A 19,937-nucleotide genomic window follows, 5' to 3' on the forward strand; every position below is an offset into this window, starting at 1 on the left:
GAACTCGGTGCGGTCGATCAGCGCGTCCACGTCGACCGTTCCCGGCGCGGCGGTCTCGACGACCCACTCGTCGCCGGCACGGCGCAGGCTCGCCCGCAGCATGTCGTGCCGGTCGATGACCGCGCCCACCGTCGCCGCGATGCCCGTCTGATCGATGCCGACCGGTAGTTCCAGCGCGAGCGTCTGGTTGAACCGACCGAATGACCCACTGCGCTCCGCCATGAAACGGATTACCGGCGTCAGCGGCATCGTGCCGACACCCCCACCGGGCAGTTCGGCGAGCGTCACGGCGGACGCCTCGGCCGCTTCGGCGGTTTCGGCGACCGCGGCCAAGCCCGCCACGGTGCGCTGCTCGAAGACGTGCCGCGGCGTGAACACCACACCTCGCGCCTTGGCCCGCGAGACCAGTTGGATCGAGACGATGCTGTCTCCGCCGAGCGCGAAGAACGAGTCGTCCATGCCGACCCGTTCCAGACCGAGCACCTCGGCGAAGACCTCGGCGATCGTCTGCTCGACCGGCGTGCGGGCCGCGCGGAACACGACCTCGGCCGCGAACACCGGCTCCGGCAACGCCTTTCGGTCCAGTTTGCCCACCGGAGTGAGCGGAACATGGTCGATCACCATGATCGAGGAAGGCACCATGTACGCGGGCAGCCGGTCCTCGACGTGCGCGGTCAGCGCCGGCACGTCGATCGATTGTCCGTGCACGGCCACCACGTACGACACCAGCGACGTCGCGCCCGCGGCATTGCGGTGTCCGACGGTGACCGCAAAGTCCACCGTCTCGTGCGCGGCGAGCGCGGCGTCGATTTCGCCGAGTTCGATGCGGAAACCGCGCACCTTCACCTGGAAATCGGAGCGGCCGACATATTCGACCTCGCCGGTGCTCGTCCAGCGCACCACGTCACCGGTGCGGTACATCCGCGCGCCGGGTACCGACGGGTTGGCGACGAAACGCTCGGCCGACAGCCCCTGCCGCGCGTGGTAGCCGCGAGCCAACTGGATGCCCGACAGATACAGCTCACCTGCGACACCCACCGGAACGGGCCTGAGCTGGTCGTCCAGGATGAGCGACTGCATGCCGCGGGTCGGACCACCGATGGTGATCCGATCACCGGGCGCCAGCGGGTCGCTGATGTTCGTCATGATCGTGGTCTCGGTCGGACCGTAACCGTTGTGGAAACGGCGGCCCGAACCATTCGGTGCGCCACCCCACTTGAGGACCAGGTCGGCGGGGACGGCCTCACCACCGGCCACGATCACCCGCATATCGGCCAGGGCGGCCGAATCCAACGAGGCGAGCACCGACGGGGTGAGGAACGCGTGCGTGACCCGCTCGACCCGGATCAGTTCGGACAGCTCCTCGCCGCCGTACACGCCGGGCGGGCAGACCACCAGGGCGCCACCGCGGCCGATCGCGAGCAGGAACTCCAGGATCGAGGCGTCGAAGCTCGGCGAGGCGAAATGCAATGCGCGCGTGTCGGAATCGACGTCGTAGCGCTCGTTCTGCTCGTCGCGGAAATTGGCGAGGCCGGCGTGGGTGACCACGACGCCCTTGGGCACACCGGTGGAACCCGAGGTGTAGATGACATAGGCCGGGTGCTCCGGACGCACCGGACGCACCCGATCCGCATCGGTGACCGCGGCACCGGAGAATTCGGCGACATCCAGTTCGTCGAGCACCAGCCACTCGACCGAATTCGGCAGTTCGGCGCGTACCGACGCCACCGTGAGACCGACCGGCGAACCCGAGTCCGTGACCATGTGCGCGATGCGATCGGCCGGGTAGGCCGGGTCGATCGGCACGAACGCGGCGCCGGACCTGGCTACCGCCCACTCCGCGAAATACGACTCGTCGGACCGCGGCACGGCGACCGCGACCAGATCTTCGGTGCCGATGCCCCGGGCGATCAGCAAGCGAGCCAGGCGGTTCGACCGCGCGTCCAGTTCGCCATAGGAGACACTTCTCCCCCCGAACACCACCGCGGGCGCCTGCGGATCGATCGCGACGGCCGCGCTGAGCAATTCCGGCAGCGTCCGCGCCGGGGTGGCCGCAGCGCCGGTGCGGGCGACCAGATCGGCTCGTTCGGCAGCGTCGAGTACGTCGATGGCGCCGACGGTGATCGCCGGGTCGGCCGCGATGGCCGCCAGCACGCGCTGCCAGCGCTGCACGATGTGTGCCGCGGTGGACTCGTCGAACAGCTCGGTGGCGTAGGTGAGCGCCAATGCCATGGCGCCGGAGCCGGATTCCCCGCGCTCCGACAGCGTGAACTGCAGGTCGAAGCGCGCGATGTTCTCTTCCAAGTCCAGCGCGGACACCGACAGACCGGGCAGCTCGAGGGTGGTGCGCTCCAGGTTCTGGAACGCCAGCATCACCTGGAACAGCGGGTTGCGTGCCTGCGAGCGCTCCGGCGCGAGCAGTTCCACCAGCCGCTCGAACGGCACGTCGGCATTGCCGTAGGCGTCCAGGTCGGTGCGGCGCACCCGGTCGAGCAGTTCGCCGAACGATTCCGCCGCATCGATTCCGGTGCGCAGCACCAGCGTATTGACGAACATGCCGACCAAGTCGTCGAGCGCGGCCTCGCCGCGCCCCGCGATCGGGGTGCCGACCGCGATATCGTCGCCGCCGGACAGTCGAGACAGCAGGACGGCCAGGGCGCCGTGCATCACCATGAACAGCGATGCCCCGCGCTCACGCGCGACGGCTTCCAGCGCGGCGACCAGCTCGCCGGACAGCTCGCTGTGCACCGTCGCACCGCGGTGCGAGGCGATCGCCGGACGCGGACGATCCACCGGCAACGCCAGTTCGTCCGGGATACCGTCGAGCGCGCGCTGCCAGTACGCGACCTGCCGGGCCAGCAGAGACTCGGGATCGCTCTCGGCGCCGAGGATCTCGCGCTGCCAGACCGCGAAGTCGGCGTACTGCACCGTCAACGGCACCCAACCGGGTGCGCTGTCCTGAGCGCGCGCCGTGTAGGCGGTCATCACGTCTCGGGTCAGCGGCCCCATCGAGAAGCCGTCGGCCGCGATGTGGTGCACCACCACCACGAGCACATGCTCGTTCGGCCCTACTGCGTATAGCCGGGTGCGCAACGGAACCTGTTCGGCGACGTCGAATCCGGCGCCGGCGAACGCGGTCACCGCCGCGGTCAGCTCGGTCGGCGTCACCGGTACCGCGTGCATATCGAGGGTGATGTCCTCGGCGGGAACGATCACCTGGACGGGGCTGCCGCCGTGCTCCGGGTAGCGGGTGCGCAGCGACTCGTGTCTGCGCACCACATCGGCGACCGCGAGCCGCAGCGCGGCGACGTCGAGGGCGCCGGTCAGCCGAATGGCAATGGGCAGGTTGTAGGCGGCGGAGGTGGTGTCGTATTTGTTCAGGAACCACATGCGCTGCTGCGCGAACGACAGCGGCACCAGTTCGTCGGCCGAACGCCGCCGCGCGACCAGGCGTGCCCGCGCGTCGCCGTCGGCGTGCGATTCCACCCGTGCGGCAAGGGCTTCCACGGTGGACGCCTCGAACAGCGCGCGCACCGCGACGGACACGCCGAGTGCGGCGCCGATCCGGGAAACCACCCTGGTCGCGATGAGCGAGTTACCGCCGAGGTCGAAGAAGTCGTCGTCCACGCCGACCCGCTCCAAGCCGAGCACGTCGGCGAACACCGCCGCCACGGTCTCCTGCACCGGGGTGACCGGCGCGCGGAACGCGCGAGCCCGCGCCGTCGGCGCGGGCAGCGCCCGCCGGTCCAGCTTTCCGTTGACGGTCAGCGGAATCCATTCCAACCGCACCAGCGCCGAGGGCACCATATACGACGGCAGCCGCTCGGCGGCGCCGTCGCGGACCACGTCGAGCACCGGCTCGACATCGGGTTCGGCGACCACATAGGCCACGATCCGCTGATCACCGGGTTGGTCCTCCCGCACGATGACCGCCGCCTGGGCGATCCCGGGTTGCGCGAGGACGGCCGATTCGATCTCGCCGAGTTCGATCCGGAAGCCGCGCACCTTCACCTGGTCGTCGGCGCGGCCCAGGTACTCCAGCTCACCGAAGCGGTTCCAGCGCGCGAGGTCGCCGGAGCGGTACAGCCGCGTCCCCGCGGCCTCCGCACCCGCCATTGGGTTGGCGACGAAGCGGGTGGCCGACAGATCGGCCCGGCCGAGATAACCGCGGGCCAATTGCGGTCCCGCCACGTACATTTCGCCCGCCACCCCGATCGGGACCGGCCGCAGCCTGCTGTCGAGCACATAGACCTGCAGACCCGCGACGGCGCGGCCGACCACACTGCCCGAGGCGGCGGCGATGGTCGCGGCATCCAGCGCGCGGTAGGACACGTGCACCGTGGTCTCGGTGATGCCGTACATGTTGACCAGCAGCGGCGAGCCGGCCGGGGGGTTCGCGGAGCGGCCGTCGGCTCCCGCGCCGTGGCGCGCCACCCAGTCCGACAGCCTGCGCAACTCGAGCGCCTCGCCGCCGAACACCACGTAACGCAGCGCCAGCGGCGCCGCGTCCGGCGCCGCGTTCCGGTCCGCCTCCGCCAGTTGATAGAAGGCCGACGGCGTCTGGTTGAGCACCGTGACCCGCTCGGTGCGCAGCAGCTCCAAGAACTGTTCGGGCGATCGCGAGGTGTAGTAGTCGACCACCACGAGGGTCCCGCCGAACAGCAGCGGACCCCACAGCTCCCACACCGAGAAGTCGAAGGCGTAACTGTGGAACAGCGTCCACACATCGTCGGGTCCGAATCCGAAGTCCCGGTCGGTGTTGGCGAACAGCCGCACCACATTTCGGTGCGCAACGGCGACGCCCTTGGGTCGGCCGGTCGAGCCGGAGGTGTAGATCACGTAGGCGACATTGTCCGGTGTGAGCGCGGCCACCCGGTCGGCGTCGGTGATCGGCCCGTCGTCGGCGTCCTCCACGTTGCCGGTCTCGACCGCGAACCCGTCGAGCACGACGGCGGGCAGTTCGTCTGGCACGGTCACCTGGACCGTGGAATCGAGGATCACGCTGGTCGGCCGGGAATCGGCCAGCACGTAGGCGATCCGGTCGGCCGGGTAGGTCGGGTCGACCGGCACATAGCCCGCGCCGGTCTTCACCACGGCCAGCAGCGCGACAACCAGATCGAGCGAACGCGGCAGAATCACCGCGACCAGCGTTTCCGGTCCCGCGCCGTCGGTGATCAGCCTGCGCGCCAGCACGTTCGCGCGCCGGTCCAGTTCGGCATAGGTCAGCGTCTCCACGCCGAAACGGGCCGCGATGCGGTTCGGGTGCGCGGCGACCGCCGCGTCGAACACGGTCACCAGCGTGGCGCCCCGGTCCGCGAACGCGGCCGTCCGGACCTCGACAGCGGCTTTCCGGTGCCGCTCGGCGGCGCCCCGGACCACCGGCTCCGTCGCCCGCGCCACGCTGTCGGCACCGGAGGACACCCACCGCTGCGCGACATCGAGGCGCTCGGACTCGCCGAGCAGATCGATGTCGCCGATCACGATCCGCGGATCATCGGCGACGCCACGCAGGATGCGCACCAGACGGTCCGCGAAGGCGGCCACCGTCTCCGGGTCGAACAGTTCGGTGGCGTAGTTCCAGGACAGCGCCAGCCCGCCGTCGGCAATCTCGCCGACCGTGAGTTGCACGTCGAACTTCGCAGTACCCGGGTCGAATTCGACGATCTGCATGTCGAGTCCGGACAGCGACACAGCGCCGAGTTCGGACGCGGACGCTGCCTCGAAAGTCAGCGCGACCTGGAACAGCGGGTGGTGCGCCTGTGAGCGCGTCGGGCTGATGACGTCCACCAGCCGCTCGAACGGCACGTCGGCGTTGGCGAAGGCGGCCAAGTCGGTGCGGCGCACCTGGTCGAGCAGTTCGCCGAAGGTGGCGGCCGGATCGACCTCGCTGCGCAGCACCAGCGTGTTGACGAACATGCCGACGATATCGTCGAGCGCGCGTTCACCACGCCCCGCGATCGGCGTGCCGATCGCGATATCGGTGCTGTTGGACAACCTGCCCGCCCAGGCGGCGAGCGCGGCGTGCACGACCATGAACAGCGTCACGCCGTGGGCGCGGGCCAGCTCGGCCAACGCGTCGTGCAACTCGGTGTCGATCGAGAAGCTGTGTGTGCCACCGGCATTGGAGGCGATCTCCGGGCGCGGGCGGTCCGCGGGCAGTTCGATCTGGTCGGGCAGGTCCCGCAGCTGCTCGGTCCAGTAGGCGATCTGGCGCGCGGCGACGGAGTGCGCGTCGTCCTCGGCGCCCAGCACGTCGCGCTGCCAGAGCGCGTAGTCGGCGTACTGAACCTCGAGCGGGGCCCAGGAGGGGACTTCACCTCGGGTGCGTTCGATGTAGGCGAGCACCACGTCACGCAACAGCGGTCGCAGTGAGAAGCCGTCGGCGCTGATGTGGTGCATGACCAGGACCAGAACGTGGTCGGTCGCGGACCGGGCGAGCAGGTTCGCCCGGAACCCGATCTCCTCGGTCACGTCGAAACCGACGCTGGCGAGCTCGACGATCCGCGCGGCCAGTTCCGCCGCGGCCACGGGTTCGGCGGTCAGGTCGATCGCCACCTCGGCGGCGGACCGGACGCGCTGGTAACCGATGCCCGCTACCTCGGGATAGACGGTGCGCAGCGCTTCGTGCCGCGCGAGCACGTCGCCGAGCGCCGCGCCGAGCACGGCCACATCGAGGTCACCGGTCAGGCGCAGCGCCACCGGGATGTTGTTCACCGCGGTGCGGCTGTCGAACCGGTTGAGGAACCACATCCGCTGCTGCGCGAGCGACAGCGGCACCAGCTGTGCGGCCTCGCCGGTCGGCAGCGGCACCGGGTCCGGGCGCTGCTGCGCCGTCAACGGCGTCCGGCCGCCCTGTCCAGCAGCCGATTCCATCGTCGCGGCCAGCGCGACGACGGTGGACGCCTCGAACAGCGTGCGCACCGGAACCTGGGTGTCGAGCGCCTCGCCGAGCCGGGCCGCCACCTGGGTGGCGACCAGCGAGTTGCCACCGAGTTCGAAGAAGTCGTCGTCCAGGCCGACGCGGTCGACGCCGAGTACCTCGGCGAAAGTGTCGGCCACGATCTCCTGCACCGGGGTGGCTGGCGCCCGGAACACCCTGGCCTCGAACACCGGCGCGGGCAGCGCCTTGCGATCCAGCTTGCCGGAGGCATTCAACGGGAACTCGTCGAGCACCACGTAGGCCGACGGCACCATGTACGCGGGCAACTGCGCGCTGAGCTCAGCCCGCACCGAGTCGACGTCCGCCACCCGGTCCGGATCCGCCACGAGATAGGCGACCAGTTGGTCGCCGAGCCGATCATCCGAACGCACCACCACGACCGCCTGCGCGAGCGATTCCAACGCCGTCAGCGCCGACTCGATCTCACCCAGCTCGATCCGCAGACCACGCAACTTCACCTGGAAATCGGTCCGACCCAAGTACTCCAGTTCACCACCGGCCGTCCAGGCCACCAGGTCACCGGTGCGGTACATCCGATCACCGTCGCCGAACGGATTGGCCACGAAACGCTCGGTTGTCAGGTCGGGGCGGGCCACGTAGCCGTGGGCGAGTTGTGCGCCCGCCAGATACAGCTCGCCCGGCACGCCGGCGGGCACCGGCCGTAGCCGCGAATCCAGCACGTAGACCTGGGTGTTGAACACCGGAGCACCGATCGGCACCGACACCGTGTCGGCCTCGGTCACCTCGTGATACGTAACATCGACCGCGGCCTCGGTCGGACCGTACAGGTTGTGCAAACGCGCACCGGTCAACTCACGCAACCGCTGCGCCGTCACAGCGGGCAACGCCTCACCCGAGGCGAAAACATTACGCAGACTTGCGCATTCGTCGGCGTGACCCTCCGCACCAGCCGCCTGCGTGGCCACGAACCTACTCGCGGACTCCGCCAACGAACTCACGAACACCGACAGCATCGACGGCACGAAATGCGCCGTAGTAACCCGCTCCTCGGTGATCAACTGCGCCAAATAGGCGGGGTCGCGGTGCCCGTCCGGCTTCGCGACAACCAAACGCGCGCCGACCTGCAAGGGCCAGAAGAACTCCCACACCGACACGTCGAACGTCGCCGGCGTCTTCTGCAACACCACATCGTAGGCCGCGAGACCGTACTCGGCATGCATCCACACCAGACGGTTCACGATCGCGGCATGCGAGACCGCCACACCCTTCGGACGACCGGTCGAACCGGACGTGAAGATGACATACGCCGTATTGGCCGGGCGCAGCGGCTTGTGCCGATCCGCGTCGGTCAGTGGCGCGTCCGCGAACTCCGACAGGTCGAGCTGGTCGATACGCACCTGCCGGGAGGCGGTGGTCGCCAGATCGGAACCGGAGGTCAGCACGCACACCGGTCGTGCGGTGTCCAGAATGTAGTCGGTGCGCTCGGCCGGATGATCCGGGTCGAGCGGCACGTACGCACCGCCCGCGACGTTCACCGCGTACATGCCGACCACGAGGTCGATGGACCGGCGCATGCCCAGGGCCACATACGATTCCGGGCCGACGCCGTTGCGCTTCAACCAGCGCGCCAGCCGATGCACTCGGCCGGCGAACTCGGCGTAGGACAGACTTGTCCCCTCGAAGGTCACCGCGTCCCGGTCCGGCGTGCGCGCCACCTGCGCCTCGAACAGCGAAACCAGGGTTGCCGCGGCATCGCCCACCGGCGACGTGAGCGCGGCGTCGACCGAGAATTCCGTGGCGTTCCACCGCTCGATCACCAGTGATCGTTCGGCGGCGTCCAGCAGCTCGATGTCGCCGACCGCGGCCGACGGCTCGGCGGCGACGCCGCGCAGCACGCGGACGAAGCGCTCAGCGAACGTCGTGGCGAACGGGCCGTCGAAAAGATCGCTGGCGTAGACGAGTTCGGCGTCCATGGTGGTCTCCGCACCAGGCGCCTCGCTCAGCGTCAGTTGCAGGTCGAACTTCGCGGTCGGCTGGTCGATGCTCAGCTCGGAGACGGTGAGGCCGGGCAGTTCCAACGAGGTGCGCCCGAGGTTCTGGAATGACAGCATCACCTGGAACAGCGGGTGACGCGCCTGCGAGCGGACCGGGTTGAGCACCTCGACCAGCCGCTCGAACGGCACGTCCGCGTGCGCGAACGCCTGCAGGTCGCGCTCGCGCACCTGGGTGAGCAGATCGGTGAACGACTCGGCGGCGTTCACCTGGGCGCGCAGCACCAGGGTGTTGACGAACATGCCGACCAGGTCGTCGAGGGCCTGCTGGCCACGCCCGGCCACCGGGATGCCGATGGCGATGTCGTCGGAGCCACTCAGCCGGGCCAGCAGCGCGGCGAAGGCACTGTGCACCACCATGAACAGGGTGGTGCCGTGCGTGTGGGCGACCCGGTTCAACTCGTCGATCAGCTCGCCCGGCACGCGGAACCGATGCGTACCCGCCTGATAGGACGCGACGGCGGGCCGGGGGCGGCCGGCCAGTCGCAGCTCGTCCGGCAGGCCCGCGAGCGCCGCACGCCAATAGTCGAGCTGCTCGGAGATCAGCGAAGTCGGGTCGTCCTCGGAACCGAGCGTGTCACGCTGCCACAGCGCGAAGTCGACGTACTGCACGGCCAGTGGCGGCCAGCCCGGCTCGGACGCCGAGGTGCGCGCCACATAGGCGGTCATCAGATCACGCACCAGCGGCCGCATCGAGAACCCGTCCGCGGCGATGTGGTGCACCACCACGACCAGAACGTAGTCGTCGGTGCCGAGCCGGTAAGCGCGCAGGCGCACCGGCGGTTCGGCCGTGGTGTCGAAACCACGCTCGACGAATTCGTAGAGCGCGCCGAGCAATCGGCCCTCGGCGACCGGCACGATCTCCAGGTCCGGGATGGCCCTGGTCGCCGGCAGCACCCGCTGATAGGCGACGCCGTCCCGGGACGGGTAGATGGTACGCAGCGATTCATGCCGCGCCACCACGTCGGAGACCGCGCCGCGCAGCGCGTCCAGATCGAGCACGCCTTCCAGTCGGACCGCGGCGGGAATGTTGTTTGCGGCGGAGTCGGCGTCGAAGCGGTTGAGGAACCACATCCGCTGCTGCGCGAGCGACAACGGCGGGTGATCGGGACGGGCCTGCGCCGTGAGGGCAAGGCGCGCACCGGTACCCGCGTGCGACTCGACTCTGGCGGCCAGCGCGCCCACGGTCGGCGCCTCGAACAGCGTGCGCACCCCGACCTCGGTGTTCAATGCCGTGCTCAAGCGGGCGACCACCTGGGTGGCCACCAGCGAGTTGCCGCCCAACTCGAAGAAGTCGTCGTCCACGCCGACGCGCGACACACCGACCAGCTCGGCGAACACCTCGGCCACGATCTCTTCGATCGGGGTGGACGGCGCACGAAACACCTTGACCTCGAACACCGGCGCGGGCAGCGCCCTGCGGTCCAGCTTGCCGGAGGCATTGACCGGGAACGTGTCCAACACCATCAGTGCCGCCGGGATCATGTAACCCGGCAACGACGCGGCGATCGCGGCCTTCACCTGGTCACCGTCGACGATCGAGTCCGCCTCGGCGACAACGTAACCCACCAACTGATCGCCCGCGTGCGCGTCGGAACGGAGCACGACGACCGATTGCGCGACCCCGGGTTGCGCGAGCAACGCGGATTCGATCTCGCCCAGTTCGATGCGCAGGCCGCGCAGTTTCACCTGGAAGTCGGTACGACCCAGATACTCCAGCTCACCGTCAGGAGTCCAGGTGACGAGGTCACCGGTGCGGTACATCCGCGCGCCGGTGGCGCCGTACGGGTTGGCGACGAATCGATCCGCGGTCAGGTCCGCACGACCGAGGTAGCCGAGCGCCAACTGATCGCCCGCCAGATACAACTCACCCGCGACACCCGGTGCGACCGGGTGCAGACGGCTGTCGAGGACGAAGACGCGGGTGTTCCATACCGGGCGTCCAATCGGCACCGACACGGTATCCGCGTCCGTCGCTTCGTGATACGTCACGTCGACGGCGGCTTCGGTCGGGCCGTACAGGTTGTGCAACCGAGCGCCGGTCAGCTCGCGCAGCCGGGCCGCGGTCGGCGCGGGCAGCGCCTCACCCGAGGCGAACACCTGCCGCAAGCGCGGCGCGGTCAGGCCCTCGCCGTTCTCGTTGCCGAGCGTGGCGACGAACACCGACAGCATAGACGGCACGAAATGCGCTGTCGTGACGCCCTTGTCGGCGATGATCTGGGACAGGTACACCGGGTCGCGGTGTCCGTCGGGGCGCGCGATGATCAGCCGGGCACCGGTCTGTAAGGGCCAGAAGAACTCCCACACCGACACGTCGAACGTGGCGGGCGTCTTCTGTAGTACCGCGTCCTCGGCGCCGATCGGATATTCGTGCTGCATCCACAGCAGACGGTTGACGATCGCGGCGTGACCGACCGCCACGCCTTTCGGGCGACCGGTCGACCCCGACGTGAAGATCACGTACGCGATGTTCTCCGGCCGAAGGGGTTGCGTGCGTTCGCTGTCGGCGATCGGCGCGCCACTGGAGTCCGCGTATCCCGGAACCCCTTCGATACCCTCGACCGGGAGCGCCGTCACCTGTGGCGGCAGCTCGAGGTCGAACCCGTCCGCCGAGCGGTACAGCACCATCCGTGGCCGCGCGGTCTCGATGATGTAGTTGACCCGGTCCGCGGGCTGGTCGGGGTCCAAGGGGACGTAGGCGGCACCGGTCTGCACCACCGCGTACATCGCGACGACCAGTTCCGTCGAACGCCGGATCGCCAGCGCCACCAGCGATCCCGGACCGACGCCCGCGCCGATCAGCTGCCGTGCGATGCGGTTGGCCCGCTGCTGCAGCTCGCGATAAGTAAGCCACTCGTCTTCGAAGTCCAATGCGACCGCGTCCGGCGTCGCCGCCACCTGCGCGTCGAACAGCGAGACCAGCGTATCGGCGCCCACCGGGTGCGCATTGTCGTTCCAGTCGACCAGGACCCGCGCGTGTTCCGCCGGCGTGAGCAGGTCGATATCGCCGACCGGCACAGTCGGGTCGGCGGTGACGGCCGCGAGAATTCGATCCAGGCGTCGCGCGAACGCGGCGACCGTCGCCTCGTCGAACAGGTCGAGAGCATAGGAGAACTCGGCCGACATCCCCGCCGCGTCACCCTGTTCGTCCTGGGTCTCCGAAAGCGTCAGTTGCAGGTCGAACTTGGCGAGCCGGGCATCGTAGTCGATGCCGTTGACCGAGAGACCGGGCAGCTCCAGGCCGGCCTGCCTGGTGTTCTGGAAGGTCAGCATGACCTGGAACAGCGGATGTCTGGCCTGCGAGCGGGCCGGGTTGAGCACCTCGACCAGCCGCTCGAACGGCACATCCGCGTGGGCGAAGGCGTGCAGGTCGGTCTCGCGGGCCGTGGCGAGCAGATCGGCGAAGCTGGACGCGCCGTCCACCTGGGTGCGCAGCACGAGGGTGTTGACGAACATGCCGATCAGGTCGTCCAGCGCCGCCTCGCCGCGGCCTGCGACCGGGGTGCCGATGGCGATGTCGTCGGTCCCGCTCGCCCTGGCCAGCAGCACCGCGAGCGCGCTGTGCAGCACCATGAATAGTGAGGCGTTGTGCCTACGGCCCAGTTCGACCAATCCGCGCTGGGTCTCGCCGGAGATCACGAACGGGTAGGTCCCGCCGCGGTAGGAGGCGACGGCAGGACGCGGCCGATCCGATGGCAGCACCAATTCGTCCGGCATGTCGGCGAGTTCGCGCGTCCAGTACCGAATCTGGGTGGAGATCAGTGAACTGGGGTCGTCTTCGGAGCCGAGTACCTCGCGCTGCCACAGCGCGTAGTCCGCGTACTGCACCGGCAATGCCGACCAGGCCGGCGCCTCCCACGAGGTGCGGGCGGCGTACGCCACCATGACATCGCGGGCCAGCGGGCCCATCGACCAACCGTCGGCCGAGATGTGATGCACCACCATGCTGAGCACATACTCGGTCTCGCTGATCTCGAACAATCGTGCGTGCAGCGGCACTTCGCTGGTCACGTCGAACGCCATCGAGGCGAGCTCGACCAAATGGTCGATCAGGTTGTGTTCGGTCACCGGCACCGGAGTCAGGTCCGGCACGATCTGTGCGGCGTCCAGCACCACCTGGACCGGACCGCCGTTGGTTTCCGGGAAGACGGTGCGTAGTGACTCGTGCCGGTCGATCACGTCGATGACCGCGACCTGCAGCGCGGCGATATCCAGATCGCCGGACAGCCGAATGGCGACCGGGATGTTGTTCACCGCCGAGGCGGTGTCGAACCGATTGAGGAACCACATGCGCTGCTGCGCAAGCGACAGCGGCACCTCGTCCGGACGCTGACGGGCGACCAGCGCCTTGCGCGCGCCGTCTCCGGCGTGCGACTCCACCCGCGCGGCGAGCGCGGCGACGGTGGACGCCTCGAACAGCATGCGCACCGGCACCCGGGTGTCCAGCGCGATGCCCAGCCGGGAGGCGACCTGCGTCGCGATCAGCGAGTTGCCACCCAGCTCGAAGAAGTCGTCGTCGACGCCGACCCGGGTGACGCCGAGCACCTCGCCGAAAATCTGCGCGACGATCTCCTCGATCGGCGTGGTAGGTGCACGGAACTCGCGCACCTCGAACACCGGCGCGGGCAGGGCCTTGCGGTCGAGTTTGCCGGAGGGGTTGAGCGGAAACGACTCGAGCACCACGATCGCCGACGGCACCATGTACGCGGGCAGCGTGCGATGCAGAACGTTCTTGATGTTGTCGATGTCGACCGGACCACCTGGCGTGACCACGTAGGCGACCAACTGGTCGCCCGCGACGGTATCGATGACCAGTACCACGGCCTGGGTGACCGCGGGGTGCTCGAGCAGGGCGGTCTCGATCTCGCCGAGTTCGATGCGCTGGCCGCGGAACTTCACCTGGAAGTCGGTGCGGCCGATGTACTCCAGCACACCGGCGTTGCCCACCTCGGGATCGCGCGGCTGCACCCAGCGCACCAGGTCACCGGTGCGATACAGCCGGGAGCCGGGCGCGCCGAACGGGTCGGCGACAAAACGTTCCGCGGACAGGTCGGCGCGACCGTGGTAGCCGCGGGCGGTTTGCGCACCGCCCAGATACAGCTCGCCGGCCACGCCGACCGGAACCGGGTTCAGGCCCTCGTCCAAGACGTAGGTCTGCGCGTTCCGTACCGGGCGCCCGATCGGCACCGTGCTGGGTGCGACCTCGTTGAGATGCCAGGCGGTGGCATGCACGGTGAATTCGGTGGGTCCGTACAGGTTGTGCACCGCGGCGGTGGAGAAGTGCCGGAACGCGGTGACCGTGGTCGGCGGCAGCGCCTCACCGGCGACGAGAACCGCACGCAGCGACGCGCATTCGGCCGACGACGCGGCGCCCGCGAACACCGAGAGCATCGAGGGCACGAACGAGGTCATGGTGACCCGGTGCTGTCCGATGGTGTCCGACAGATACATCGGGTCGCGGTGGCCGTCGGGGGCGGCGATCACCATGCGCGCGCCGACGGCCAAGGTGCCGAACAGCTCCCACACCGAGACGTCGAAGGTGACCGGCGTCTTCTGCAGGATCACGTCGGCCGGGTTGATCCGGTATTCCGCCGTGATCCAGGCGATCTGGTTGACCACACTGGCGTGACTCACCGCGACACCCTTGGGGCGCCCGGTGGAGCCGGAGGTGTAGAGCACGTAGGCCGTGTTCGCCGCGCGCAGTGGCGCTCGGCGCTCGGCATCGGTGACCGGTTCGTCGCCGAACTCACTCAGGTCCAGCGTGTCCGTGACGAGTACCGGCACCTCGGCGGCGGTGACGTTGTCCGTGGTGGTGGTGAGCACACAGACCGGTGCCGAGCTGGCCAGCACGTAGTCGGTGCGCTCGGCCGGGTGGTCCGGGTCGATCGGCACGTAGCCACCGCCCGCGGTCATGGTGGCGTAGAGGGCGACCAGCATGTCCACCGACCGGCGGATACCGACGGCGACCAGTGACTCCGGACCTACACCCTCGGCGATCAGTTTGCGCGCCAGACGATTCACGCGCGCCGCGAACTCGGCGTAGGTCAGCGTGGTCCGCGGGCCGAGCGCGGCTGTGTCGCGCCCTGCGCCGTCGAACACCACGGCGATATCGTCGGGCCGCGTCCGCACCTGCCGCTCGAACAGTTCGAGCACGGTGGTCGCGGGCACGTCGTACGCGGTGCGATTCCATTCGGTCAGCACCATGGTGCGTTCGGCGTCGTCGAGAATCTCGATGTCGCGAACCGGGACATCCGGGGCGGAGACGGCGGCTTCGAGCACGCGCAGGTAGCGGCGCCCGAATTCGGTGACCGTCGCAGCGTCGAACAGGTCGGTGGCGAACGAGATCACGGCCGCCATGCCGACGGGCTCACCCCGCGCTCCCCGCTCCTCGGTGACGGTCCATTGCAGGTCGAACTTGGCGATGTCGACCTCGAGCTCGTCGGCGGTGGCCGAGAACCCCGGCAGTTCCAGGGCCGCGTGCGACATCTCCTGGAACGACAGCATCACCTGGAACAGCGGGTGGCGCGCCTGCGAACGGGTCGGGTTGAGCACCTCGACCAGCCGCTCGAACGGCACGTCCGAGAATGCGAACGCGGCGAGATCGGTTTCCCGTGTCCTGGCGAGGAAGTCGGCGAACCGTTCGTTGCCGTCCACCTCCGAGCGCAGCACCAGGGTGTTGACGAACATGCCGATCACGTCATCGAGCGCCTGCTCGCCACGCCCGGCCACCGGGGTTCCGATGGCGATGTCGCCGGTGCCGGACAACCGGGCGAGCAGCACCGCCAGCGAGGCGTGCATCACCATGAACAGGCTGACGCCCTGGGCGCGGGCCAGCGCGACCAGGCGTTCGTGCAGCGCGATGTCGACCTCGAAGCTCACTCGACTGCCGTGGAAGCTCTGTACCGAGGGGCGTGCGCGATCCGCGGGCAGGTCGAGTTGATCCGGTAGACCCGCCAAAGCCCGCCGCCAATAGGCGATTTCGCGAGCGGCCATCGAGGCGGGATCGGACTCGGCGCCGAGCAGTTCGCGCTGCCAGACGCTGAAGTCCTGGTACTGCACCGGTAGCGGGGCCCAGCTCGGCGCCTCGCCCGCGGCGCGGGCCAGGTAGGCGGAGGCCACGTCGCGCGCCAGCGGGCCGAACGAGAAACCGTCGGCCGCGATATGGTGCACCACGAACGCGACCGCGTAGTCGGCCACCCCGTTGCCGCGCGCACCGGAGACCGCGAAGATCCGAACCCGGATCGGCAACTCGTGCGACACGTCGAACCCGCGCGCAGCGAATTCGGCCAGCGCACCGGGCAGTACGGCTTCGTCGATCGGCTGCACCTCGATTCCGAGGTGTACCTGGTCGACCGGCAGCACCTGCTGATACCCGCCGTCCCCGGACTCCGGGAAGATCGTGCGCAGCGACTGCTGGCGTTCGACCACGTCGAGCAACGCGGTCTGCAACGCGTCCGGATCCACTCGGCCGCGCAACCGCACCACGAACGGCAGGTTGTAGGTCGGCACGGTCGGGTCGAACTGGTTGATGAACCACATGCGCTGCTGCGCGAGCGACAGCGGAACCCGGTCCGGCAGCTGCTGGGCCACCAGTGGCGGGCGGGCGGCGTCGGTGGGGGCGGTATTCTCCACACGCGCCGCGATTCCGGCGACGGTAGGGGTCTCGAACAGCGCGCGCACCCCGATCTGGGTGCCGAAGGCCGCGCCGATCCGGGCCACCACCTGGGTCGCGACCAGCGAGTTACCGCCGAGGTCGAAGAAGTTGTCGTCGATGCCGATCCGGCCCTGGCTCAGCACATCGGCGAAGATGCCCGCCACGATCTGCTCGGCCTGGGTGCGTGCCGCCCGGAATCCGCCCGCGTCGGCGCTGAACACCGGCTCCGGCAGAGCCTTGCGGTCCAGCTTGCCGCTGGTGTTGAGCGGGAAGGCGTCCAGCACCATGATGGACGCGGGCACCATGTAGTTCGGGAGTTTCTCCGCCGCGAACCTGCTCAGTTCCACCGGATCCACGGTCCGGCCGGGCGCCGCGACGACGTAGGCGACCAACTGCTGGCCGGTGGCGGTGTCCACAACCAGCACAATCGCCTGGCTGACCGCGGGATGGGCGAGCAGATCGGTCTCGATCTCACCGAGCTCGATGCGCTGGCCGCGGAACTTCACCTGGAAGTCGGTGCGGCCGATGTACTCCAGCGTTCCCGCGTCGTTCCAGCGCACCAGGTCACCGGTGCGATACATCCGCTCGCCCGTCGAGGACAGCGGGTTGGCGACGAATCGGTCCGAGGTCAGGTCCGAGCGTCCGCGGTAGCCGCGGGCCAGCTGGCGTCCGCCCAGGTACAGCTCTCCCGGCGCGCCGATCGCGGCCGGACGCAGCCGCGAATCCAAAACATAGACCTCGACATTCCACTCCGGAATGCCGATTGGCACGGTCACCGTGTCGGCGGCCGTCGCCTCCCAGTAGGTCACCGAGACCGCGGCCTCGGTCGGGCCGTACAGGTTGTGTAGCCCAGCGGGAACGGCGCCCGCGGCGCGACCATCAGCGGTGATCGCTCTGAACTTCGACGCGGTCTCCGGCGGCAGCGCCTCACCGATCACGAAAACCGTACGCAGCGTGGCGCATTGGGCCGGGGTTGCGTGCTCGACGAACACCGTGAGCATCGAAGGGACGAAGTCGGTCACGGTGACCCCGTGCCGTTCGATCATGTCCGCGACGTACAGCGGGTCGCGATGGCCGTCCGGCGACGCGATGACCAGCGTGGCGCCCACCATCAGCGGAAGGAAGTAACCCCACAGCGACACATCGAACGTGGTCGCGGTCTTCTGCAGGTATACGTCCTCGGCGGTCAGCCGATACTCGTCGAGCATCCACAGTTGCTGGTTGACGATCGCGTGGTGTGTGACCGCGACGCCCTTGGGCCGACCGGTCGACCCCGAGGTATAGATGACGTAGGCGGTGTTGCCCGGCCGGAGCGTGGCGAGCCGGTCGGCGTCGGTGATCGGGGCGTCCGAGTATTCCGACACGTCCAACGTGTCGATCTCCACCCGGCGTACCGATTCGGGCAACTCGAGATCGTCCGAGGACAGCGTCAGCACACACACCGGAGCGGCGCTGTCGAGGATGTAGGCGGTGCGATCGGCCGGATGATCCGGATCGATCGGCACATACGCGCCACCGGCCTTCAGCACCGCGTGCATACCGATCACCAGCTCAACAGAGCGGCGCATACCCAGCGCGACCAGCGATTCCGGGCCGACGCCATCGGCGATCAGACACCGGGCCAGTCGGTTGACCCGCGCGTCGAACTCCGCGTAGGTCAGCGTCGCGCCCTCGAAAACGAGCGCGATGTTGTCCGGGGTGAGCGGCATCTGGGCGTCGAGCAGCGCGGCGAGCGTGGTATCCGGAACCTCCTGCTCGGAGTCGTTCCACTCCAGCAGCGTCCGATCGCGCTCGTCGGACGTGGTGAGCGGTAGACCCCACACCGCCGAGTCCGCGTCGGCGGCGAGGAAGCGCTCGAAGAACTCGAGAAAGCGGCCGTGCTGCCGGTGTGCCTCGTCCTCGGTGTAGAGGTTCGGGTTGGTCTCGAAGTCGATGTGCGAACGGGTGCCCGCGACCGATCGGTAGAAGTTGACGCCGAGGTCCTCGATGCTGCCGGTGGACAGCAGGCTGAGTTGGCCGACAATCGGCCCGAGCACCAGCTGGTCGTGGAACAGCATGATGTTGACCCACGGCCCGAAGAACTGGGTGGTCACCACGCCGTCGCCGGCCGCGTCACGGCGGATGTCCTCGTGCCGGTACCGCTGGTGGCGCAGCGCACCGGACACCTCGATCTGGACCTGCCCGAGCAGCTCGGTCACTGTGGTGTCGTGGCCCACGTGCAGTCGCAGCGGCACGATGTTCGACGACACGCCGCCGGAGCGGCGCATCGCGGCGGTGGTGCGTGCGGTCACCGGCAGGCTGAGGATGACGTCCTCGACGCCGTTCCACTGCGCCAGATATGCCGCGAATCCCGCGAGCAGCAATCCCGCGGGCGACGAATCGTGTCGCGCGACTGCCGCGTCCAGCAGCGTGTTCTGTTCGTCCGACAACGCGGCGCTGGCGATGCCGTTGATCGCCGCGGGCGGCGCGGAGCGCCCGGTCAGGCTGGTGCCTTCCTCCAGCCCCGCGACCCGCTCGGCCCAGTATTCCTGGTCGGAAGCGAAACGGGTGCTGTCGCGGTAGGCGATCTCCTGCTTGTAGAGCGTGCGCAGGTCGGTGGACTTGGCTACCTCCGGCTCGACACCAGCGACGTACGCCGTGTACAGCTCGGCGATCCGGTTGACGAAGGTCATGGAGCCGAAGCCGTCGAAGGCGATGTGGTGCGCCCGCGAATACCAGTACCAGTGATCGTCGGACAGCCGCAGCGCCGCGGATTTGACCAGCCGGTCGGTGGTCAGGTCGATGGGGCGGCTGTATTCCGCGCGCATCCACCTCTGTGCGGCCGCTTCCGGATCATCGTTGCCACGCAGATCGACATACTCGACGCCGTCGTAGGCGCCGATGCTGTGGTCGACGAACTGCAACGGCTGCCCGTCGCGCTCGATGATGCGCAGGAACCCGGAGCCCATCTCATGCGACGCGTCGACACTCGCGCGCGACAGCAGCTCTACGTCGAGCTCGCCGCGGAGGTCGACGTACTGCGCGATGTTGACCGGCACCTGCGGGTCGACATGCTGCGCGTACCAGATGCCCAGCTGGGCAGGAGACAACGGGAAGGTTTCGGGCGGCAGCAGGCCGGGTTCCGCCCCAGTACCCGCGTGTGCCCGTTCGCCACCAGTTTCGCCGTTTCCGCCGAAATCCAGCCGGTCCAACCGTAACCTCGCTTCCGGAACACCACGCAAGCGCTCCCCGACGACACCCGGACGGGACGCTCACCTATCCAAGCGTGGCGCCTGCATCTCCGGGTTCAATTCTCATATCAATCAGGCAAATAATGTTCATTCGAACTATC

At 68.8% G+C, this 19,937-nt stretch carries 1 protein-coding gene (only partly in view); it reads right to left on the bottom strand.

What is annotated here, in order from left to right; translation table 11 throughout:
* Positions 1–19,797 carry the 5' portion of a non-ribosomal peptide synthase/polyketide synthase gene (locus AB0C34_RS16605; RefSeq protein ID WP_357072839.1) on the bottom strand. The gene continues 24,459 nt to the left of window position 1, outside the view, so 19,797 of the gene's 44,256 nt are visible here — the first part of the coding sequence; the start codon lies at positions 19,795–19,797; its stop codon lies off the left edge, out of view.
* Between the last annotated feature and the right edge of the window lie 140 nt (positions 19,798–19,937).

The sequence above is a fragment of the Nocardia sp. NPDC049220 genome (assembly GCF_040647855.1).
In the GTDB taxonomy this organism is placed as follows: domain Bacteria; phylum Actinomycetota; class Actinomycetes; order Mycobacteriales; family Mycobacteriaceae; genus Nocardia.